Below are 17508 nucleotides of genomic sequence, written 5' to 3' on the forward strand. Positions count from 1 at the left end.
AAGAGGATATATGCTTGAAACAGAGCGTCATATCCTCGGATGTTTTTTCATTTAGTTAGTAGTTGTTTTGGCCTTTTCTTGCTTTGTAAGATAATCAATAATTCCCATCGCACTGATTTCCATATCTAGTTTTATCACATCGTAAACAGAATGAGTTGCTGGTACACCTTGCTGTGAAAGATGAGAAGAGACTTTTTCAAGTAATAAAGTATACAATTCATGGCTTGCTGCTTCAAAATCCTGGTTTTTTTCAAATACTTGTTTTCCTGCTTCAACAAAGATAGGGAGCCAGTCTTCAAGCTGTTTATACACTTCAGAAACATGGGAAGATGCACCGTAATGCCCGAAATAGATGAGGTCAACGTTCATATTTCGAATGCGGTCTTTTGCTGCCATCATCGCGTCGGGTTGAAACTGTGATGGAGATGTGGTTGGTAAATATAGTTCAACGCCAAGTTCAGTTAGTTCTCGATAATAAATACCAATCGTGTCACCTGTGAAAATGCCATTTGTTAAAGAATCATGGATACTAATATGGTGCTTGGCGTGCCCTGGTGTATCGTAAAATGAAAGCATCCGATTTTCTGAAATTTGTAGTATGTCACCATCTTGTACAATATGGACACGTTTTTCTGGAATAGGAAGGATCGGATTAAAGAGTTCATCAAAAGCATCGCCATAGACAGCTTTGGCACCTTGGATTAATTTTGTAGGATCAATCATATGGCGTGCGCCACGTGAATGGACAAATAAAGTAGCATTTGGACATTTTTCCATCATTAAACCAGCTCCGCCAGCATGATCAAGATGAACATGGGTAACGATAATGTTTTTAACATCTGCTAAGTCAATGCGTAATTGTTGTAAGCCATTTAGAATGTGCGGAAGAGAAGGGGCTGCACACGTTTCGATTAAAGTAATATCATCACCGAGTAATACGTATGTACCTGTACGCTCGTTATGTTGTAAATCGTAATCATCAATGAGATATAACTGAGAGGATAACTGTTCAACTTTTTTCATATGAGTCACTCCTTATAGTCTTATGTTCTTTTATTATAAAATAAAAGGCAGAAAACGAAAAATCGTTTTCTGCCTTTATGTAATGTTATTATTTTGTTTGTTCTTTACTAATTGACATAATAAAGAATCCGACAAGACCACCAACTAGTGGAAGAGAAATCATTCCTGCAAGTGTAAAGTACTTGCTTAAAAATAGTCCATTCACATCCATAAACCAACCGGCAACAAATAGTAACATCATGTATAATACGAAGTAAAACTCGCGATTTGAAATCATTTCACGTTGTGCAGTTTTCATTATCAACACCATCCTTTATTCATTATAATGGAATTGAAAATGTCACAATTTAGAAGGTAAACTGTCACATTTTGTTCACAATTTAATTGTAAAACTTTCCAAGCTATTTGTCTAGTAGTTTGTGTCGAATTTTTGAACAAAAATAAAGCGCTCTCATTAGACGGAGAAGTTAAATACATATATGATGAGAATAAGTATGAAATAATAGAGAGGGGCAGATATATATGACAGTTTATGATTTTTCTGCAAAAACAATTACAGGGGAAGAAAAATCGTTACGAGAGTATGAAGGTAAAGTTCTTCTCATTGTAAATGTTGCAAGTAAATGTGGATTTACACCGCAATATAAAGGATTACAAGCCATTTATGAAAAGTATAAAGAGCAAGGATTCGAAATCTTAGGTTTCCCATGTAACCAATTTGGAGGACAAGAACCAGGTACAGAAGAGGAGATTACAAGTTTTTGTGAATTAAATTACGGTGTATCCTTTCCGATGTTCACTAAAGTTGATGTAAAAGGTGATAACGTGCATCCACTATATACATATATGACGGATCAGGCACCGGGCATACTTGGTATGAAGGCAGTAAAGTGGAATTTTACGAAGTTTTTAATAGGGCGTGATGGGAAAGTGATTGATCGATTTGCGCCTCAGAAGAAGCCGGAAGAATTAGAGAAGGAGATTGAAAAGATATTATAAACTACTATTTTCTATAAAGAGTGGGAAGGAGTTTGTTCGAAAATAGCATGTTTTGTTTTTTCACCTTCCTAGAAAAAGTATTTGAAATAAAGAAAAACGTTGGGTGACAGATATAAATGACTCTGTCACCCAACGTTTTTAAATATGAAAAAAAGCTTACTTTTTTGATTTTACATAACCAGCTGCTTTGGCATCAACTTCTGAACAGAACCACACGATATTATCTTTTGTAGAATCATAATATTGACCTCCAGGAACATGATATTTTTTAGAATTGGCATTTCCTTTAATTTGACCTTTACAAGAAGTGTTTGTTTCTTTATCATCACTAGGATCGTTTTGGAAAGGTTGACCATTAGATCCACCATGATTGCTAGTAGCTGAGGACGCTACAGTACTTTTCTTTTGTGAAGCTTGTTCCTCAGCTTGACGTTTTTGCTCTTCTTGTTGCTTTTGTGCCTGTTCTTCAGCTTGACGTTTTTGCCCTTCTTGTTGTTTTTGAGCTTGTTCCTCAGCTTGACGTTTTTGCTCTTCTTGTTGTTTTTGAGCTTGTTCCTCAGCTTGACGTTTTTGCTCTTCTTGTTGTTTTTGAGCTTGTTCCTCGGCTTGACGTTTTTGCTCTTCTTGTTGTTTTTGAGCCTTTTCGTCGGCCTCTTTCTTTTTAGCATCTTTTTTATCTTCTAGTTCTTTTTTTTCAGTTGCAACTTTTTTATCTTTTGCTGTTATTTTTTCAGCAGAAGGAGTTGCGACACTGGTTAATAGCCCGAAAGCTATAAATAAAACAGCTGTAATTAAAAACTGTTTCTTCGCCATACCAGTTTTCTTAATGATAGATAAGATTGCTAAGACAAGGAAGAAAATAAATAGGATTAAACATACATTAGCGAAAAAGTTAACAATAGGGTGCTTCGTTTCCGCGGTGCTTGTTGCTGATATTAAAAATGAAATAATAAAACAAATAACCGTAGGTCTACCATATCTCATTGCTTTACCATTTTTCTTAAAGAATGAAATGATACATAAGATGAGTAAAATAAGAGCTATTAAAAATAAAAATGTGCCAATATTACTCCAAAGTGCCATGTTGATACCTCCGTTTGTAAGATTTTCTCTATTGATTATATAGGAATATACTAGAAATTACATGGTTTCTAACCGAAATAAGAAAATTATATTTCTTTTTATTACATTTTTACAATGAATAATTCATAGATTATGAATGACTCGTCTGAAAAAGATGGTTGGTTAAATCTTGGGGGGGAATCAGTGGATTAAATACAATCCTTCTTACATCAAGTTTAAGAAGAAAGAGCCAGTTAATCCGATTGCAGGAAAACGTGTTGTGTCCAAAGTGGGCAACCTACGATTCTATGATTCTCCTTCTTGGCAGGATAAAGATGTTGTCGGAACTGTGGATACAGGATTAGGATTTACAATCGATGCAAAAGTAACTGTCAATGGATCACCACAATACAAAATTCACAATAGCAAAGGCAAAGCATACTATGTTACTGCAAATGAAGCCTTTGTATATGTGAAGTATGAATTGTAAAAGAGCATTTTCTAATTAGAAAATGCTCTTTTTTATCTCCCATCATTTATTGTATATGCTAATGGGAGGTTATTATAAGGGGTCTCTCTTTTCATAAAACTACGTTATCGAACTGTAATCATTCAGATGAAACGAAAGTAATTACAATACTCCTATAAAAATCCCTTCAATTTATTAACATCACTAGTAAACTCTGCAATCTCATCTTTTAACTCTATTCTATGAACTTCCATCTTTTTGTTGTCAAGTAATTCATTTAAACGAGTTTTTATAAAATCAATATTTTTATTTTTTTCAATAAGTAACAATGCAAAGCTAACGTAGATACAGCATTCTTCCGTTTCAGTATATTCTTCTGAATGTTCATAATCATTTAGTAACGCATAAAAAGTATCCTTTATTTCATATTCTGCTCTAATATGAAGGCTACTATATGTATCAATAACATCTTCTTTAATCTCATCATACCTTAAATTCATTCTGTCTCCTCCAAATTTCAATTTTTTGTGTGTATATTAAGGTGAATATTAGGATATCTCTTCCTAAATTCTAAAATAATATTACTACAACTTTGACAAGCAGGTAGTTCTGTATATAAATCAATTTTTCCAGAAATATTTGGATTCTTAATTTGAGAAGCTATATCTTCTCGAATTTTTGCTTCTGTATCATGAAATTTATCAAATTTAGTCGCATCTGGTTTAGAAGCAGATGGCTCATAGCTTTTGAAAATACGTTCTGATTCCGGTTTCAACATTGAAAACTCTTCAACATCTGCACCTTTATCAAATTTTGAATTAATTTTACTATGGGCATTAAACTTATCTTTTAATCCAGGTATTTTTACATCTGCTGTAGCCATATTACCACGCTTTTTAAGAGTATTATTTGGCATACTATTACGTATGTTATCAATTCTATTTTGAAAACTTTTAACTTTATTAGTTTCACTAACACGCCCACCAGAAGACTCGAATTTTTGAAGAGTATCCTGAGCATTTTGAATTGATTTATTCAAAACAAACCCACCATGTCCAACAGCACCAAGCCCCGCCGCTATAGCAACTGCATCTAATGGAAGAACAATTGGTGATGCTAACCCACCACTTCCTACTTCTGCGACGAAGGTTAAGAAATTAGCCCCGCCTATGACTGAAATACCTTCAAAAATTTCTACAATAGATCCTACCGTTGATAAAACATGTCCAGTAAACCTTCCAGCTTGATAAGTTGCATTGCTTTCTAATTTATCATTATCAGGTGGTGTTAGTCCAATATAGTCTTCTGCTACTGCACTGCCAGCGCCTTGTATAAAGTCCGAAGCACTTTCATAAATATCTTCGACACCATGTTTAAACTTATCCAGTAAAGATTCATCTTTTTTCTCACTATTTAATGGACCACACATTGCTCCTTCTTCAATTGAACTACCATTTCTTAGCGGTCTTCAAGTTAGAACATCTAATACAAACAATTATGTGGGTTTAGATAATCAGTTTATACGTCTCATAGAAAGTGGTGTCGTTCGTCTGTATGTCGGTTATCATAGACGATCGGATGGAGATGTATAACCAACTATTGTTCTAGGAGGAGACAATACTCTTAGCGGTGTTCTAGGTGCTTTGCAAGTGACTCAAATGAGAGCAGGATTCTCTGATGCTAGTACAAATATCAGACTAGTAGATGAGGTAATAAATGGAGTAACCTATAAATCTGTATTTTTGGAAATGCAAAGAAGTGGAATCAGTGTATTACATGCTAACGATTTCCAAGTTCTCTACTCTGGAAATGGAAAATGGCATTTCAGACGCGGTAAAACTAGTTCATACAGTTCATCATTAACAATATCTGATAATGGTTCGGATGCTGATTTAGTAATGCCGAACGTAACAATGCGAAACAGTAGAGTTACGGGCTATACAGGAGTTGTTCAGTTTTTAACTCCGAATATTGTTGGTGATGGATGGGGAGGAGTGCAAGCTCATATAATAGCTCTATCTTTACGAGAATACAAATCAAATATTCGCGATGTACCGTTTTCTGCTTTAGAGAAAGTTAGAAATGCTAAGATTAGGGAGTTTAATTATAAGGGTGATACGAATTTACTTTATGAAATGAGGGAGAACAAAGATCCTAATGATCCTCCTTTAACAACGAAAGACATCAAACAATATTACGGTCTTATTGTTGATGAATCGGATGATGTCTTTGTTGATAAAGATAAAACAGGTACTCACTTGTATTCTATGACATCATTAACGATGAGAGCAGTTCAAGAACTAGATGAAAAACATGATCAAGATATAGCAGTATTAAAAGGACAATTAGAAGCAAAAGATGTAGAGATAGCAGCAATGAATAATCGAGTAGCATCTTTAGAAGCTTTAGTTCAAAGTTTAATCGATAAAGGAAGCCAAATAGAAGCGTCACCGACAACAGAGCAGCAATAGCTGGTCTTTTTTATTTTGTAAAGGAGTGAAACGATGCAAGAAATTATCGAGTTAAAGCAAGAAATCCAACAAATTAAATCAGATCAAAAAGATATGCAACGTGATATCCGCAGCTTAGAAACTCGTACTACTGTCAATGAGAACGACATCGTGAATATAAACAAGCAGCTTGAAAAAATCAGTGCCAATACAACCTGGATTCTCCGCATCATAATCGGTGCGATTGTAACAGCACTTATTGGATTACTCTTGAAAGGAGGTGTATAAGATATGCCACTTACAAAAGAAAATATTTTAAAACGTTTGCGCAACTGGAAAACATGGGTTGCGCTTTTTTCATGCTTTGGATTAATTTTATCAGTCTTTGGAATGACCGGATTCGAAGGTAATTTGGATAAGGTTGAAAAGGCTGTTTATTTATTTGGGATTGCTTTGGGTATTTGGACAGACCACGAAGAAAAAGGAGAAGATGCTTAATGAAAAAATCAATTAAACTAGCTTCCTCTGTATTTATGACTCTATTGCTCCTGTTGAGTTTTGCTACAGGGGCTTTTGCTGATAGAACGCTTATTATTCCCGATTTACCGAAACAGCCGTACCGTTATGGAGTAGGGGCTTACGAGGGCGTTGTGGCGCATAGCACAGCGACTCCAGAAGCTCCGGCTATTAATATTCAAAAATATGAAACTCGTACATGGAGAAATGCCTTCGTACACTATGCAGTCGATTGGAACGAAACAATCCAAATTGCCGATACAAAATACATTGCTTATGGCGGTGGACCTGGTGCGAATAAACGTTTTGTACACGTAGAGTTATGCGAGACGGCAGATTATGATAAATTCAAACGCTCATATGATAAATATGTGAAGTTACTAGCTAAGATTTTACGTGACCGCGGTTTATCTGTAGAAAAAGGATTATGGACTCACTATGATGTGACGAAGTATTTGGGTGGTACTGACCACGAAGATACGCTTGATTACTTGCGCAGTCATGGTGTATCAGAAGCTCAATTCCGTGCAGATGTGAAGCGTGCATACAATAATGCTAATGTTGAAGTTTCTGTTCCTGAGCAACCATCTAAACCAGCAGAAGTACCAACTGCAAATGTTGAAGGAGTTGTATACATTCAAGGTAATAATATAAATCTGCGTAAAGGCCCAGATGCAAGCTATTCCGTTATTCGTCAACTAAACAAACCGGAAGCATACCAAGTTTGGGGCGAGAAAGATGGATGGCTAAACCTCGGTGGGAATCAATGGGTTTATAACAATCCTTCTTACATCAAATTTGAGAAGAAAGAGCTAGTTAATCCGGTTGTAGGTAAGCGCGTTGTCGCTAAAGTGGACAACCTACGTTTCTATGATTCTGCTTCATGGGCAGATAAAGATGTTGCTGGTACCTTAGATGCAGGATTAGGATTTGCAATTGATGCCAAAGTAACTGTAAATGGTTCAACTCAGTACAAAGTACACAACAGCAAATGAAGCTTATGTATATGTAAAGTAATATGAAAAGCCGGTCCCTATTAAAGGAGCCGGCTTATATATTTGTTCATTTCATTATGCTTCATATGCCATGCTATCAGGAAAGTCTTCGTTTTTTTAAGACAACGCACAATCCTAGTACATGCACAATTAAAATAATGTTCTCTCATTGTTTCTGAATCTACTAGAGCCTGCTCTAGGTCATAAAACATTCGTTCTTTTTTATTATAATACATTGGTATATGTAAAATAATAAATAGGACCGCTCTCAAATAGAGGCGGCCTTATTTACTTTCGTATTTTAAACTGTTGTTATTCCCCACATACTAAATTCATAATAATATTCCGTTCTCTCAATACATACACCGAATTCTAAATCATCACCAACTAATACAAAATCAGCATACCCAGTTAGAAATCTTGAAATGGTTGATAACTCTTCTAAATTATCAAATACTTCAGAGATGTTCAGCTTAACTGCTTCAATTTTACCACCTCTAGAGAAAAAGAGTCTTCCTTGATTAACTGGAAATTTAATACTTTTAGCTGTTTCTTTTAACAGTGCTATTGATAGTTTCCCATTTTCTTTATAATCAGTACTACCAAAATTTTTTATATTTGAATTTTGTTCTAGCTTATTAAATAATTCTTTACAAAGTAAATCATTAGATTCTGCATCCATAAATGAGTCCATAGAAACGGTAATAATATTAGAAAGTTCGTTTATAAGTTCCTTTCTACTAGCGTTTCTTTTTGCTTTCATTTTCAAAATTTCCATTCGACTTTTATTCGCATTACTCAAAACTTTTCACACCTTTAGTTTCTTATTTTTTGCCTTTTTTCTTGTAACCCTCAATATCTTCTGGATAATGTCCGGGATGTTGATTATATCTTCCTTTTTCCAGAGGACTCCCTTTTTCAGCGTCTGCAGTATGGAAATGGGGACCTCTTCCCATTTTATCTTCTCTATGTTCAATAATATATACTTTTTCATTTTTAATATTGGTGTATTCTTCTACCAATCTATGTTCACTAGTTCCATCATAAACAGGAGTAGGTTTTTGGCGTGGAGTAGAGTTGGGGATTCCAGCCTCACGTCTTGCTGCACCATTACTAGTTAACAATTTGTCTTGTCTCTCAAGATGATCTTTATAATTTTCGGCGGCTTTAGCAGCTTTTTTAGCAGCTTGGGCTGCATCTGCAGTCATTTTAACACCTTTCACCATTTTAGCAAGTTTTCCAACTGGTGTAACACCCAGAACCATCATTCCGCCAGCTGATACTCGATCCAACCATAAAAGTTTATCGCCTGTTGATGGATCTATACCTTCCCAAGCACGCCTTATATCATATTCCCCGGTCATCTCCCCATTTAATTTAAATTCACCATTCAATAATTTTAGGGGAGTAAAAACGTCCACCAACTTTGAAATTCGAATTTTTATGTATTATTTTATTAGATATAATAATCAGGATTTCCGTCCATTTTTATATAGTTTTTCTGATTTTATTTGATTTTTTTATGATAACCATTGAGTTCATGGTGCTTATATTTCAATTAAAGTAAATTAGGGCTTATAATAATTAATTAAACCAATAATCTATGTTATGTTTAATAAAAAGCAGCTGTATATGCTTCTAAGTGCATGATATAGCTGCTTTTTTTAAATACGACATCTATATATGTCGCAATATGAGATTGAATCTATTCATCTAAATTCGATTGTATTTAAAATATCATTTTTTCTACAACTTCAACAGATGGTCTTATTGTAGAGTTCGGAAATTTTTGTACTAAACGTTTTAAACACTCCACGTATTCTTTAGTTTTTTCGTCAAAATCTACATCCTCAAATACTTCACTAAGCCATTCTACTTCTTCTTCTGAAGCGGTATCTAAAAATTTAATAGTTTGTTCAATATCTTCGCTTAATAATTCTGCGAGTTCTTCCCAATATTTCTCAATTAAAAAAATATTTTCAGGATGAATTGCCTTTCGCTCCTCTATAATTTTTCTTACTTGTTCTTCAAACATAATTAATTCTCCTTTATTTGCATTTTTAAGGTTGTTTTGTTCCATCTGGGAATACAGTTCCAATCTTACCGTTTGTTTTTATTACTCCAACCCTTACGCCTTTATATTCACCAAATATCATATTTCCGTCTTTTACATTTATATTTTCTTGAAGGTTAGCAACATCACCAATGGGAACGCGATCAATATATGTCTCTTTACTAAGAGGCTTAAACCCTTGACACATAACGTGTTGAGGGTTTTTCTTCGTAAAGGGGCAGGTGCAAGTTACTCTGTTATTCGTCAGTTAAATAAACCAGAATCATACCAAGTATGGGGAGAAAAAGATGGTTGATTAAATCTTGGAGGAAATCAATGGGTATATAACAATCCTTCTTACATCAAGTTTGAGAAGAAAGGGCCAGTTAATCCGATTGCAGGAAAGCGTATTGTGTCCAAAGTGGACAACCTACGTTTCTATGATTCTCCATCTTGGCAGGATAAAGATGTTGCTGGTATATTAGATGCTGGATTAGGGTTTGCAATTGATGCGAAGATTATGGTGAATGGATCACCTCAGTATAAAGTGCAAAACGGCAGAGGTAATGTATATTACATTACAGCTAGTCCGTATTATGTACAAGTAAAATAAAAAAGCCGATTCCTATGTGAAATGCACTTCCAATTGTTAATTGTGTCTAACAATTGGGGGGCACTTCCCTATGAGTCGGCCTTTTTTATTTATGAAGCTTTATTCTCATTTAACATAGTTCCATACTGTACAGCTTTATTTGCATTCACTCTACCATTCTTCCAATAGGTTCCTGTTCCGGAGATTTTATCAGATGTGGCTTCAATAATTTGACGAATTTGTACGTTAGTGTAGCCTTGATTTGCTAATAATCCTGCAACTCCTGCCACCTGTGGGGTTGCCATAGATGTACCACTTAATGATCGGTACGTGCTGCCTTTATACGTAGAGTAGATACTCGAACCAGGAGCTGCTACATCCACCCAGCTTCCATAATTTGAGAAATGAGATTTTTGGTCATTTTGATCTGTAGATGCAACTGCAATTACTTCATTGTAATAAGCAGGATAATTTGGTCTTGTATTTCCATCATTTCCTGCAGCTGCAACTATCACAGCGCCTTTATTCCAAGCGTATTGAATGGCTTGTTGCAATGCAGTTCCTCCACTAGAAGCTCCTAAACTTAAGCTAATGACTTTTGCTCCAGCATCGGCAGATTCTCTGATACCTTTTGCTACAGCATCAAGAGTCCCACTTCCTTGACTATCAAGTACTCGGACTGCATATATAGAGGATTGTGGAGCAACTCCTGCAATTCCAATATTATTGTTTGTAAGAGCACCTGCAATACCCGCACAGTGTGTACCATGACCATTTCCATCATCTGATTGACTATCATTATCTACATAATCGTGGCCGTATATAACTTTAGAGGATAAATCAGGATGATTACCTTGTACACCGGTATCGACAATAGCGATTTTGACAGCAGGAGCACTTCTCTGTGCATCCCATGCCTGAGGTGCTTGGATTTTTAGTAGCCCATATTGATTACTAAAATAGGGATCATTAGGAGTCCAAAATGCATGAAAATAATAGTTTGGCTCTGCATATTCTACATCAGGATTATTCTTATAAATTTTTATTTTATCTTTGACAGTACCTTTAGTAAATTTAATAACTTCAAACTTCAAGACATCATCTTTTGATACAACGTCAGCTCCTACTGATTTATGAAATTCTTGAGTTTTACTAAGAGACGTATTGTCTTTAAATTTTACAATAATTTGGTTCGGAACATATTCCTTGGATAAGGAGTCTGCATTCGATACAGAGGGGTTATAAAGGATGCAACCAAAAACCAAAGATAACACAAGTAAAAAAACACCAATTTTACTTTTCAATAGAAAATTCCTCCCTATTATTTTATCTTTGTTGATGCACATTTCTTTTCAACTATATAGTTAGGTCAAGCGATGTATGATTAGTTTTGAAATTTCAGAAAATTCCCTCTAATAAAGCGAGCTATTAATGCAGAAGTTGTCCAAAGGATATTTCAATTACCAAGATGGTATTTTAAAGATAAATTTTAAAAGAAATCATGGTTTGGAATTATTTTCATTTCAAAAAGGTGTTTGGAAAAGTAAAGAAAGAATAAGAAAGTAACAGTGAACGGTTCGCCACAATACAAAGTACACAATAGCAAAGGACAGACATACTATGTAACTGCAAACGAAGCCTTTGTATATGTGAAGTAGGAGTTACAAAAGAGCACTCACTAATTCAGGTGTGCTCTTTTGTATAATATATTTTTTACTGCTTGCTCAATCACTTTACACAAGTTGCTATACTCATCTATTCAGAAAGTTTGAAAAACATTCAGCTAATCAAGGCTTAAATTCCTAATACTAATATTAATTTACAAATTAATTTTTTAAAGAGTCAATTAGGTCTGTGTTGCAGCGCTTAAAGTGAATTTCATAACATTCTTCTTCAGAAAATATTTGTGCAATTTGCCCTGTACTCTTATCAGCAATTATAAATTCATTAGTTTCAGAAATGTCCCAAAGTTCCTCGATAGATTTTGTGAAATTCAATATTCTAACATTTGCCCATACCGGCTCTAAACAATTAGGAACTAATATAAAATATTCTGTTTTATGATTTGAAAAACTTAAAGAACCTAAAGAACTTTCAATCCATAAAATATACTTACTTTTAACATCACCAATAGGAATGTGAAATGTTGGATTAGAGTCTATATTACGAAACTGTTTCAATGCTGTGTCGAACAGTTTTATCCATTCAGAATCGGGATTTTCAAATTCAATAAGTTCTAAATTTGAAAATTGGCTAAAGACTTTTTTGGCACTGATTAATGCTTTTTTTCTACGAATCTTCTCATTTTGATATATCATAATTTTCCTGCCTCTCATTTGTTATAATAAATGAAACATCACTTTTTGAAAACCTTAATAAATCAACGTTTTCAGTTTAATTTAAAACACGATGAATTCAGAGGATATGTTTCGCACACAAGTTCACAAATGGGAACGGCAATCCATATTTATTAAAGGGATTGTAATACAAAATTATTGCGGAAATTTATGTTAAATGAATTGTTTTTAAAATAAAAATTTATCTAATACAGTTTAATTAAAAGGCTATTTTTTGCTCACATTTTGCTCACAAATGATATAAAAACGTGTGAAAAAATATGAAATTCACTTTTGAAATAAAATAAAATATAACAAATAAAAAGTGCCATAAAAGCTTGTATAACAGGCTTTTATGGCACTTTTATAGTACTTGTATTACACAAAATGAACAAGCTTAAAACTGTTCATTCTTCTCCCAAGATTCCACAATATAATGAGCAATTGTCGGATTAAATCCTTTTCCAACTAAGAACATAATTGCAGCAACCTCTGTCATTGCGTGTTGTTGAGAGGTATGTTTTGCTTCATTCATACCGTACTCTACCCATGGTTTTACGAAATCTAATACAGGTTTCTTTAACGACAAATAGTGTGTACCAACAACTTGTTGAATTTGTTGTTGTGTTGGTTCAGTGGGAATAGCTGTAGTAGGCCCTGGTGGCAAGATATGTGGTTGAGTGGAATCTAATGTTGGTGCAGGTGGTGAAACACGTGTATCCTGGTATGGTTGATACATTTGTGGTTGCTGATATGGAGCTTGTTGAGCTACGTAAGGATTCTGTTGGTACTGAGTTTCCTGACCTGGTTGTGTTACGTAAGGATTTTGATGGTGTTGAGTTTCATGAGGTTGCTGAGCTGTATATGGATTTTGATGGTATTGAGCTTCTTGAGTTTGTTGTGCTAAGTATGAATTCTGTTGATATTGAAATTCTTGTTGCTCTGGTTCTTGTTCTTCAAACTGCTGCTCTGGATATCGTTGTTCTTGATTTTGAGGATAGTATGGTTGCTCTGGATAAGGGTATTTATTATTGTAGAACATTTTTATTTCCTCCTTCATGATCGTACGTACAAAACAGTCTATGGGCGGACAAGAAAATATGTGATGAAAAAATGAGAGCGTGTTACAATAAGAAATTGGGTGAAGATAAATGAAAAAACAAGAAAAAATACAAAAAACAGTTGCTTTTGTAAGGGGTATTTTGGAAACAGATGCTAGTGGGCATGATTGGTATCATATTGAACGTGTACATAAATTGGCGCTTTCTTTGTCTGAAAAAGAAGGTGGGGATCGTTTTGTAATTGAGATGGCAGCTTTACTTCATGATGTAGCGGATGAGAAGTTAAATGAAAGTGAAGAAGCTGGTATGAAAAAAGTTTCTGATTGGCTAGAAGGATTGAATGTTACTGAAGAAGAAACTGAACATATCCTTCATATTATAATGAATATGTCATATAAAGGTGGGCATGGTGGCAAGGTAAGCACATTAGAAGGGAAAATCGTTCAAGATGCAGATCGTTTAGATGCACTTGGTGCAATTGGTATTGCCCGAACGTTTGCTTACGGCGGTGCAAAAGGACGTTTAATGTATGATCCGAACATTCCACCTCGAGAAGAGATGACAAAAGAAGAATATCGAAAAAATGATGATCCATCGTTAAATCATTTCTACGAAAAGCTTTTGAAGTTGAAAGATTTAATGAATACGGATGCTGCAAAACGAGAGGCTGAAATTCGCCATCGTTATATGGAAGAGTTTATAGAACAATTTATGAAAGAGTGGAATGCACAAATATGAAAATGCTAACAGTGGAAAACGTATCGAAATCATATGGAGATAAACCATTATTTGATGGACTATCATTTAGTATTGCAGAGGGTCAACGTGCAGGGATTATTGGAGTAAACGGTACAGGGAAATCTACATTATTAAAAATTATTGCAGGGGTAGAGATTCCAGATACAGGTGATATGACACATACGCGTGGTTATACAATTAGCTATTTATCACAGCAACCGGATTTTAATGAAAATTTAACAGTGCTTGAGCAAGTATTCCACGGTGATACGCCGCTAATTCGCCTTCTTCGTGAATACGAACAAGCGTTATTAAACATAGAAAAAGACCCGAGTAATGAAAAAGTGCAAGAACAATTATTTGCAGTGCAGCAACGTATGGATGCGATGAATGCATGGGAAGCAAATGCGAATGCAAAGTCGCTTTTAACGAAACTCGGAATTACAGATTTCACTGCAACTGTGGGGAACTTATCTGGTGGACAAAAAAAACGTATTGCAATGGCACAGTGCTTTATTGAAACACCTGATTTATTAATTTTAGATGAGCCAACAAACCATCTTGATCATGAAACAGTGGAATGGTTAGAAGAATATTTAGCACGGTATACTGGAGCAGTTTTACTTGTAACACATGATCGTTATTTTTTAGACCGTGTTACAAATCGTATTTTTGAGCTAGATAATGGTAATTTGTATAGCTATGAAGGAAACTATAGTACATTTTTAGAAGCAAAGGCACTTCGTGAGGAACAAGAGTTAGCACAAGAATCAAAGCGCCAAAATCTATATCGCCGTGAACTTGCTTGGATTCGCCGCGGTGCGAAAGCTCGTTCTACAAAACAAAAAGCACGTATTCAGCGGTTCGAAGAGTTGAAAGAACAAGAAGGTCCAGCAGCGAAGCAATCTGTTGATATTTCACTCAGCGGGAGTCGCTTAGGAAAGAAAGTGCTTGAGTTAAAAGATGTAACGAAGAAATTTGGTGAAAAAACGGTATTACATAATTTTAATCATATTGTGAAACCAGGCGATCGAATCGGTATTATTGGGGCTAATGGTAGCGGGAAATCATCTTTATTAAATATGCTTGCAGGCAAATTATCACCTGACAGTGGTGAAATTGAAGTTGGACAAACTGTGAAAGTTGCTTATTATACGCAAGAAAATGAAGAGATGAATTTAAATCAACGTATGATTGAATATATTAAAGAAATTGCAGAAGTCATTCATACAACAGACGGTAAAGTCATTGGAGTATCCCAAATGCTTGAGCGTTTCTTATTCCAACCGCATTCACATGGAACACCACTTGGTAAACTATCTGGTGGTGAAAGAAGACGTCTGTATTTATTACGTCTTTTAATGGGAGAGCCGAATGTACTTCTATTAGATGAGCCGACAAACGATTTAGATACACAAACGTTAACAGTACTAGAAGACTATTTAGAAGACTTCCCGGGTGTCGTTCTTACGGTATCGCATGATCGCTACTTCTTAGATAAAGTAGTAGATGAATTATTTATCTTTACTGGTGGCGGAGAAGTTCGTGAATTCCTAGGAAGCTATAGTGATTACCTAGATATACAAAAGGCCCAAGAACTATTAGAAAAAGTAGAAGTACAGAAAGAAAAGAAAGTGGAAGAAGCTCCAAAGCAACAACGTAAACGTAAACTTTCCTATCACGAACAACGTGAATGGGAAACCATTGAAGATACGATTGCTGGGCTTGAAGAGAAGCTTGAAACGATTGGAGAAGAACTTGCGAATGTAGGTTCTGATTTTACAAAAGCACAGGAGCTTTCTGAGGCGCAGCAGCAAACAGAAGAAGAACTGGAAAAAGCAATGGAACGCTGGAGCGAACTGTCTGACATCGTTGAAGGTTTAAAATAAAAACAAGCTGCATATATTGAAATGTAAAGAGAAAAACTTTACACTATTGGTAGAACATATTTTAGGAGGGAAAAAATGAGAACATCTAATCCAATGTTGAAAAAAGAAACCTTTCGTAAACAGGGAGCAAGTACGTCTGCGATGACAATTGGCGGAGCTGTAGGAAAAACATTTATTATGCTTGTCTTGCTTCTTGCAACGTCTGTCTATTCATACATACAGATGTATACGGGGAAAATGCAAATGCCAGTTTTAATTGGAGCATTAATTGTGGCTGCAATTATCGCATTTGCGGCTATCTTCTTCCCGAAAATGGCGCCTATTACAGCACCTATTTATGCAGCTGTTGAAGGGATTGTCTTAGGAAGCATTTCAGCGGTATATGCGATTCGTTTTGACAACTCTATTATTTTAAATGCTGTATTACTAACAATTTCAATTTTATTTGCAATGTTAGTTTTATATGCAACTCGTGTTGTAAAGGTAACGGATAAGTTCCGTACAGGTATAATGGCCGCGACGCTTGGGATTTTGGTTATGTACTTGATCGTTTTTCTATTAAACATGTTTGGTGTTACTGTTCCGTATATTCACCAAGGTGGAACAATTGGCATCATCATTAGTGCAGTTGTGATTATCGTTGCTGCATTAAATCTATTACTAGACTTCGATTTAATCGAAAATGGCGCACGTAGTGGAGCTCCAAAATATATGGAGTGGTACAGTGCGATGGGTCTAATGATGACATTAGTATGGTTGTACTTAGAAATTCTTCGTTTCGTTTCTTACTTTGCGAAAAATGACTAATTGAAAGAAATCCTGCATGATTGAAATATGCAGGATTTCTTTTTGTATTTTTTTAGATTTAAAGTGATGATTTCTTTTTAGAAATATATTATTTTGCATTTTTTACCTATCTTCTATTTTTTTCTACAATAAAGAAAAAATGTGAGGTGGTATAAATATGATGAATCGAGTTGTATTAATCGGAAGATTGACAAAAGATCCAGGTGCGCCACGTTTCGCATAACCACCACGTACCAGTGGTGGGATAAAGTGACAATCGTGAGAAATCGAATATATACCTATGCTATAGGTTGAAACAGATATTATCACATATTGATTGAACTGATTAATCGAGTTTCAACGGGGAAGTACCGTTGATATACGGAGAAAACACATAAGTATGAGAAATGGTAAACTCATCCGTGGTATAAACACTGAGACTCCCCTATGCGATGTATGCTGTAATATACAGACGTATAAAGCGAGGTAAAGACGTAACTTGAAATCCTAAGTCTGTGTGCAGATATGGAATATATATA

General features: G+C 35.1%; 18 protein-coding genes and 5 pseudogenes. 11 read left to right on the plus strand and 12 right to left on the minus strand.

Translation table 11 applies throughout. The annotated features are described in order from the left end of the window. Positions 1 to 51: 51 nt before the first annotated feature. Together BPMYX0001_RS09475 and BPMYX0001_RS09480 are read right to left on the minus strand one after the other, a co-directional pair. On the minus strand, positions 52 to 1023 hold the full coding sequence (locus tag BPMYX0001_RS09475; RefSeq protein WP_018783016.1) for an MBL fold metallo-hydrolase: 972 nt from the start codon (positions 1021 to 1023) through the stop codon (positions 52 to 54). Positions 1024 to 1111: 88 nt separating this feature from the next. Further along, a complete protein-coding gene (locus BPMYX0001_RS09480; protein WP_006094670.1) occupies positions 1112 to 1321 on the minus strand; it encodes a DUF3925 family protein in 210 nt (69 codons plus the stop codon). A 224-nt stretch (positions 1322 to 1545) separates the two neighbouring features. On the opposite strand from BPMYX0001_RS09480, the gene BPMYX0001_RS09485 reads away from it, so the two are divergent. Then, positions 1546 to 2022 carry a glutathione peroxidase gene (locus BPMYX0001_RS09485; RefSeq protein WP_006094671.1) on the plus strand — a complete coding sequence of 159 codons (477 nt, stop codon included), beginning with the start codon at positions 1546 to 1548 and terminating at the stop codon, positions 2020 to 2022. Positions 2023 to 2178: 156 nt separating this feature from the next. Here BPMYX0001_RS09485 and BPMYX0001_RS09490 read toward each other — a convergent pair whose 3' ends face one another. Continuing rightward, a complete protein-coding gene (locus BPMYX0001_RS09490; protein WP_006094672.1) occupies positions 2179 to 3105 on the minus strand; it encodes a sunset domain-containing protein in 927 nt (308 codons plus the stop codon). A 147-nt stretch (positions 3106 to 3252) separates the two neighbouring features. On the opposite strand from BPMYX0001_RS09490, the pseudogene BPMYX0001_RS09495 reads away from it, so the two are divergent. Continuing rightward, positions 3253 to 3574: pseudogene (locus tag BPMYX0001_RS09495) on the plus strand (N-acetylmuramoyl-L-alanine amidase); the annotation flags it as partial. Positions 3575 to 3726: 152 nt separating this feature from the next. Here BPMYX0001_RS09495 and BPMYX0001_RS09500 read toward each other — a convergent pair. Further along, the gene (locus BPMYX0001_RS09500) at positions 3727 to 4053 is read right to left on the minus strand and encodes a hypothetical protein (RefSeq protein ID WP_006094674.1); all 327 of its coding nucleotides are present in this window, start codon (positions 4051 to 4053) and stop codon (positions 3727 to 3729) included. A gap of 17 nt (positions 4054 to 4070) precedes the next feature. Next, positions 4071 to 5015, minus strand: a pseudogene (locus tag BPMYX0001_RS34500) (deaminase domain-containing protein); the annotation flags it as partial. Between the two features lie 196 nt (positions 5016 to 5211). Here BPMYX0001_RS34500 and BPMYX0001_RS09510 point away from each other — a divergent pair. From BPMYX0001_RS09510 to BPMYX0001_RS29345, 4 genes are read left to right on the plus strand one after another with little or no spacing between them, the layout of a single operon-like run. Beyond that, the gene (locus tag BPMYX0001_RS09510; RefSeq protein WP_006094676.1) at positions 5212 to 6024 is read left to right on the plus strand and encodes a tail fiber domain-containing protein; all 813 of its coding nucleotides are present in this window, start codon (positions 5212 to 5214) and stop codon (positions 6022 to 6024) included. A 33-nt stretch (positions 6025 to 6057) separates the two neighbouring features. Further along, on the plus strand, positions 6058 to 6291 hold the full coding sequence (locus BPMYX0001_RS09515; protein ID WP_006094677.1) for a hemolysin XhlA family protein: 234 nt from the start codon (positions 6058 to 6060) through the stop codon (positions 6289 to 6291). Between the two features lie 3 nt (positions 6292 to 6294). Beyond that, positions 6295 to 6501 carry a hypothetical protein gene (locus BPMYX0001_RS09520; RefSeq protein ID WP_003205225.1) on the plus strand — a complete coding sequence of 69 codons (207 nt, stop codon included), beginning with the start codon at positions 6295 to 6297 and terminating at the stop codon, positions 6499 to 6501. Next, positions 6501 to 7514, plus strand: coding sequence for an N-acetylmuramoyl-L-alanine amidase (locus BPMYX0001_RS29345; RefSeq protein ID WP_006094678.1), 1014 nt, complete (start codon positions 6501 to 6503; stop codon positions 7512 to 7514). Before BPMYX0001_RS09520 ends, BPMYX0001_RS29345 begins: the two co-directional genes overlap by 1 nt. A gap of 301 nt (positions 7515 to 7815) precedes the next feature. Here the strand turns inward: BPMYX0001_RS29345 and BPMYX0001_RS09530 are convergent, their stop codons facing one another. The 4 genes and pseudogenes from BPMYX0001_RS09530 to BPMYX0001_RS33920 form a co-directional block, all read right to left on the minus strand. Next, positions 7816 to 8316 carry a YxiF family protein gene (locus tag BPMYX0001_RS09530; RefSeq protein ID WP_018783007.1) on the minus strand — a complete coding sequence of 167 codons (501 nt, stop codon included), beginning with the start codon at positions 8314 to 8316 and terminating at the stop codon, positions 7816 to 7818. Between the two features lie 22 nt (positions 8317 to 8338). Continuing rightward, positions 8339 to 8884, minus strand: a pseudogene (locus BPMYX0001_RS09535) (HNH/endonuclease VII fold putative polymorphic toxin); the annotation flags it as partial. A 359-nt stretch (positions 8885 to 9243) separates the two neighbouring features. Further along, complete coding sequence (locus BPMYX0001_RS09540; RefSeq protein WP_018783005.1) at positions 9244 to 9549, minus strand: hypothetical protein; 306 nt, start codon at positions 9547 to 9549, stop codon at positions 9244 to 9246. Between the two features lie 25 nt (positions 9550 to 9574). Beyond that, positions 9575 to 9775 (minus strand): EndoU domain-containing protein, encoded by a 201-nt coding sequence (locus BPMYX0001_RS33920; protein ID WP_018783004.1) that lies wholly within the window; start codon positions 9773 to 9775, stop codon positions 9575 to 9577. A gap of 12 nt (positions 9776 to 9787) precedes the next feature. Here BPMYX0001_RS33920 and BPMYX0001_RS29350 point away from each other — a divergent pair. After that, positions 9788 to 10180 (plus strand): annotated as a pseudogene (locus tag BPMYX0001_RS29350) (N-acetylmuramoyl-L-alanine amidase); the annotation flags it as partial. 89 nt (positions 10181 to 10269) lie between these two features. On the opposite strand, the gene BPMYX0001_RS09555 reads toward BPMYX0001_RS29350, so the two are convergent. Beyond that, entirely contained in the window at positions 10270 to 11463 is a 1194-nt protein-coding gene (locus BPMYX0001_RS09555) for a S8 family peptidase (protein WP_006094684.1), read from the minus strand. A 255-nt stretch (positions 11464 to 11718) separates the two neighbouring features. Between BPMYX0001_RS09555 and BPMYX0001_RS34865 the strand changes: the two are divergent. Then, positions 11719 to 11817: pseudogene (locus BPMYX0001_RS34865) on the plus strand (N-acetylmuramoyl-L-alanine amidase); the annotation flags it as partial. A 168-nt stretch (positions 11818 to 11985) separates the two neighbouring features. Here the strand turns inward: BPMYX0001_RS34865 and BPMYX0001_RS09560 are convergent. Then, entirely contained in the window at positions 11986 to 12477 is a 492-nt protein-coding gene (locus tag BPMYX0001_RS09560; RefSeq protein ID WP_018783001.1) for a hypothetical protein, read from the minus strand. A 415-nt stretch (positions 12478 to 12892) separates the two neighbouring features. Further along, on the minus strand, positions 12893 to 13537 hold the full coding sequence (locus tag BPMYX0001_RS09565) for a hypothetical protein (RefSeq protein WP_018783000.1): 645 nt from the start codon (positions 13535 to 13537) through the stop codon (positions 12893 to 12895). Positions 13538 to 13646: 109 nt separating this feature from the next. Between BPMYX0001_RS09565 and BPMYX0001_RS09570 the strand changes: the two genes are divergently transcribed. The 3 genes from BPMYX0001_RS09570 (at position 13647) to BPMYX0001_RS09580 (ending at position 16990) form a co-directional block, all read left to right on the plus strand. Continuing rightward, complete coding sequence (locus BPMYX0001_RS09570) at positions 13647 to 14294, plus strand: HD domain-containing protein (protein WP_006094689.1); 648 nt, start codon at positions 13647 to 13649, stop codon at positions 14292 to 14294. Beyond that, positions 14291 to 16183: an ABC-F family ATP-binding cassette domain-containing protein gene (locus BPMYX0001_RS09575; protein ID WP_018782998.1), complete on the plus strand. Its 1893-nt coding sequence runs from the start codon at positions 14291 to 14293 to the stop codon at positions 16181 to 16183. The genes BPMYX0001_RS09570 and BPMYX0001_RS09575 overlap by 4 nt, the downstream gene beginning before the upstream one ends. Before the next feature lie 75 nt (positions 16184 to 16258). Next, the gene (locus BPMYX0001_RS09580) at positions 16259 to 16990 is read left to right on the plus strand and encodes a Bax inhibitor-1/YccA family protein (protein ID WP_003197270.1); all 732 of its coding nucleotides are present in this window, start codon (positions 16259 to 16261) and stop codon (positions 16988 to 16990) included. The last annotated feature ends 518 nt before the right edge of the window (positions 16991 to 17508 follow it).

The sequence above is a fragment of the Bacillus pseudomycoides DSM 12442 genome, assembly GCF_000161455.1.
Lineage (GTDB): Bacteria > Bacillota > Bacilli > Bacillales > Bacillaceae_G > Bacillus_A > Bacillus_A pseudomycoides.

What these genes read in the sequence shown, in the direction of transcription:
- BPMYX0001_RS09480 (WP_006094670.1), bottom strand. Translation starts at nt 1,321, where the DNA reads ATGAAAACTGCACAACGTGAAATGATTTCAAATCGCGAGTTTTACTTC.
- BPMYX0001_RS09560 (WP_018783001.1), bottom strand. Translation starts at nt 12,477, where the DNA reads ATGATATATCAAAATGAGAAGATTCGTAGAAAAAAAGCATTAATCAGT.
- BPMYX0001_RS09490 (WP_006094672.1), bottom strand. Translation starts at nt 3,105, where the DNA reads ATGGCACTTTGGAGTAATATTGGCACATTTTTATTTTTAATAGCTCTT.
- BPMYX0001_RS09510 (WP_006094676.1), top strand. Translation starts at nt 5,212, where the DNA reads ATGAGAGCAGGATTCTCTGATGCTAGTACAAATATCAGACTAGTAGAT.
- BPMYX0001_RS09500 (WP_006094674.1), bottom strand. Translation starts at nt 4,053, where the DNA reads ATGAATTTAAGGTATGATGAGATTAAAGAAGATGTTATTGATACATAT.
- BPMYX0001_RS09565 (WP_018783000.1), bottom strand. Translation starts at nt 13,537, where the DNA reads ATGTTCTACAATAATAAATACCCTTATCCAGAGCAACCATACTATCCT.
- BPMYX0001_RS09520 (WP_003205225.1), top strand. Translation starts at nt 6,295, where the DNA reads ATGCCACTTACAAAAGAAAATATTTTAAAACGTTTGCGCAACTGGAAA.
- BPMYX0001_RS09575 (WP_018782998.1), top strand. Translation starts at nt 14,291, where the DNA reads ATGAAAATGCTAACAGTGGAAAACGTATCGAAATCATATGGAGATAAA.
- BPMYX0001_RS09580 (WP_003197270.1), top strand. Translation starts at nt 16,259, where the DNA reads ATGAGAACATCTAATCCAATGTTGAAAAAAGAAACCTTTCGTAAACAG.
- BPMYX0001_RS09515 (WP_006094677.1), top strand. Translation starts at nt 6,058, where the DNA reads ATGCAAGAAATTATCGAGTTAAAGCAAGAAATCCAACAAATTAAATCA.
- BPMYX0001_RS09485 (WP_006094671.1), top strand. Translation starts at nt 1,546, where the DNA reads ATGACAGTTTATGATTTTTCTGCAAAAACAATTACAGGGGAAGAAAAA.
- BPMYX0001_RS09540 (WP_018783005.1), bottom strand. Translation starts at nt 9,549, where the DNA reads ATGTTTGAAGAACAAGTAAGAAAAATTATAGAGGAGCGAAAGGCAATT.
- BPMYX0001_RS33920 (WP_018783004.1), bottom strand. Translation starts at nt 9,775, where the DNA reads ATGTGTCAAGGGTTTAAGCCTCTTAGTAAAGAGACATATATTGATCGC.
- BPMYX0001_RS09570 (WP_006094689.1), top strand. Translation starts at nt 13,647, where the DNA reads ATGAAAAAACAAGAAAAAATACAAAAAACAGTTGCTTTTGTAAGGGGT.
- BPMYX0001_RS09475 (WP_018783016.1), bottom strand. Translation starts at nt 1,023, where the DNA reads ATGAAAAAAGTTGAACAGTTATCCTCTCAGTTATATCTCATTGATGAT.
- BPMYX0001_RS29345 (WP_006094678.1), top strand. Translation starts at nt 6,501, where the DNA reads ATGAAAAAATCAATTAAACTAGCTTCCTCTGTATTTATGACTCTATTG.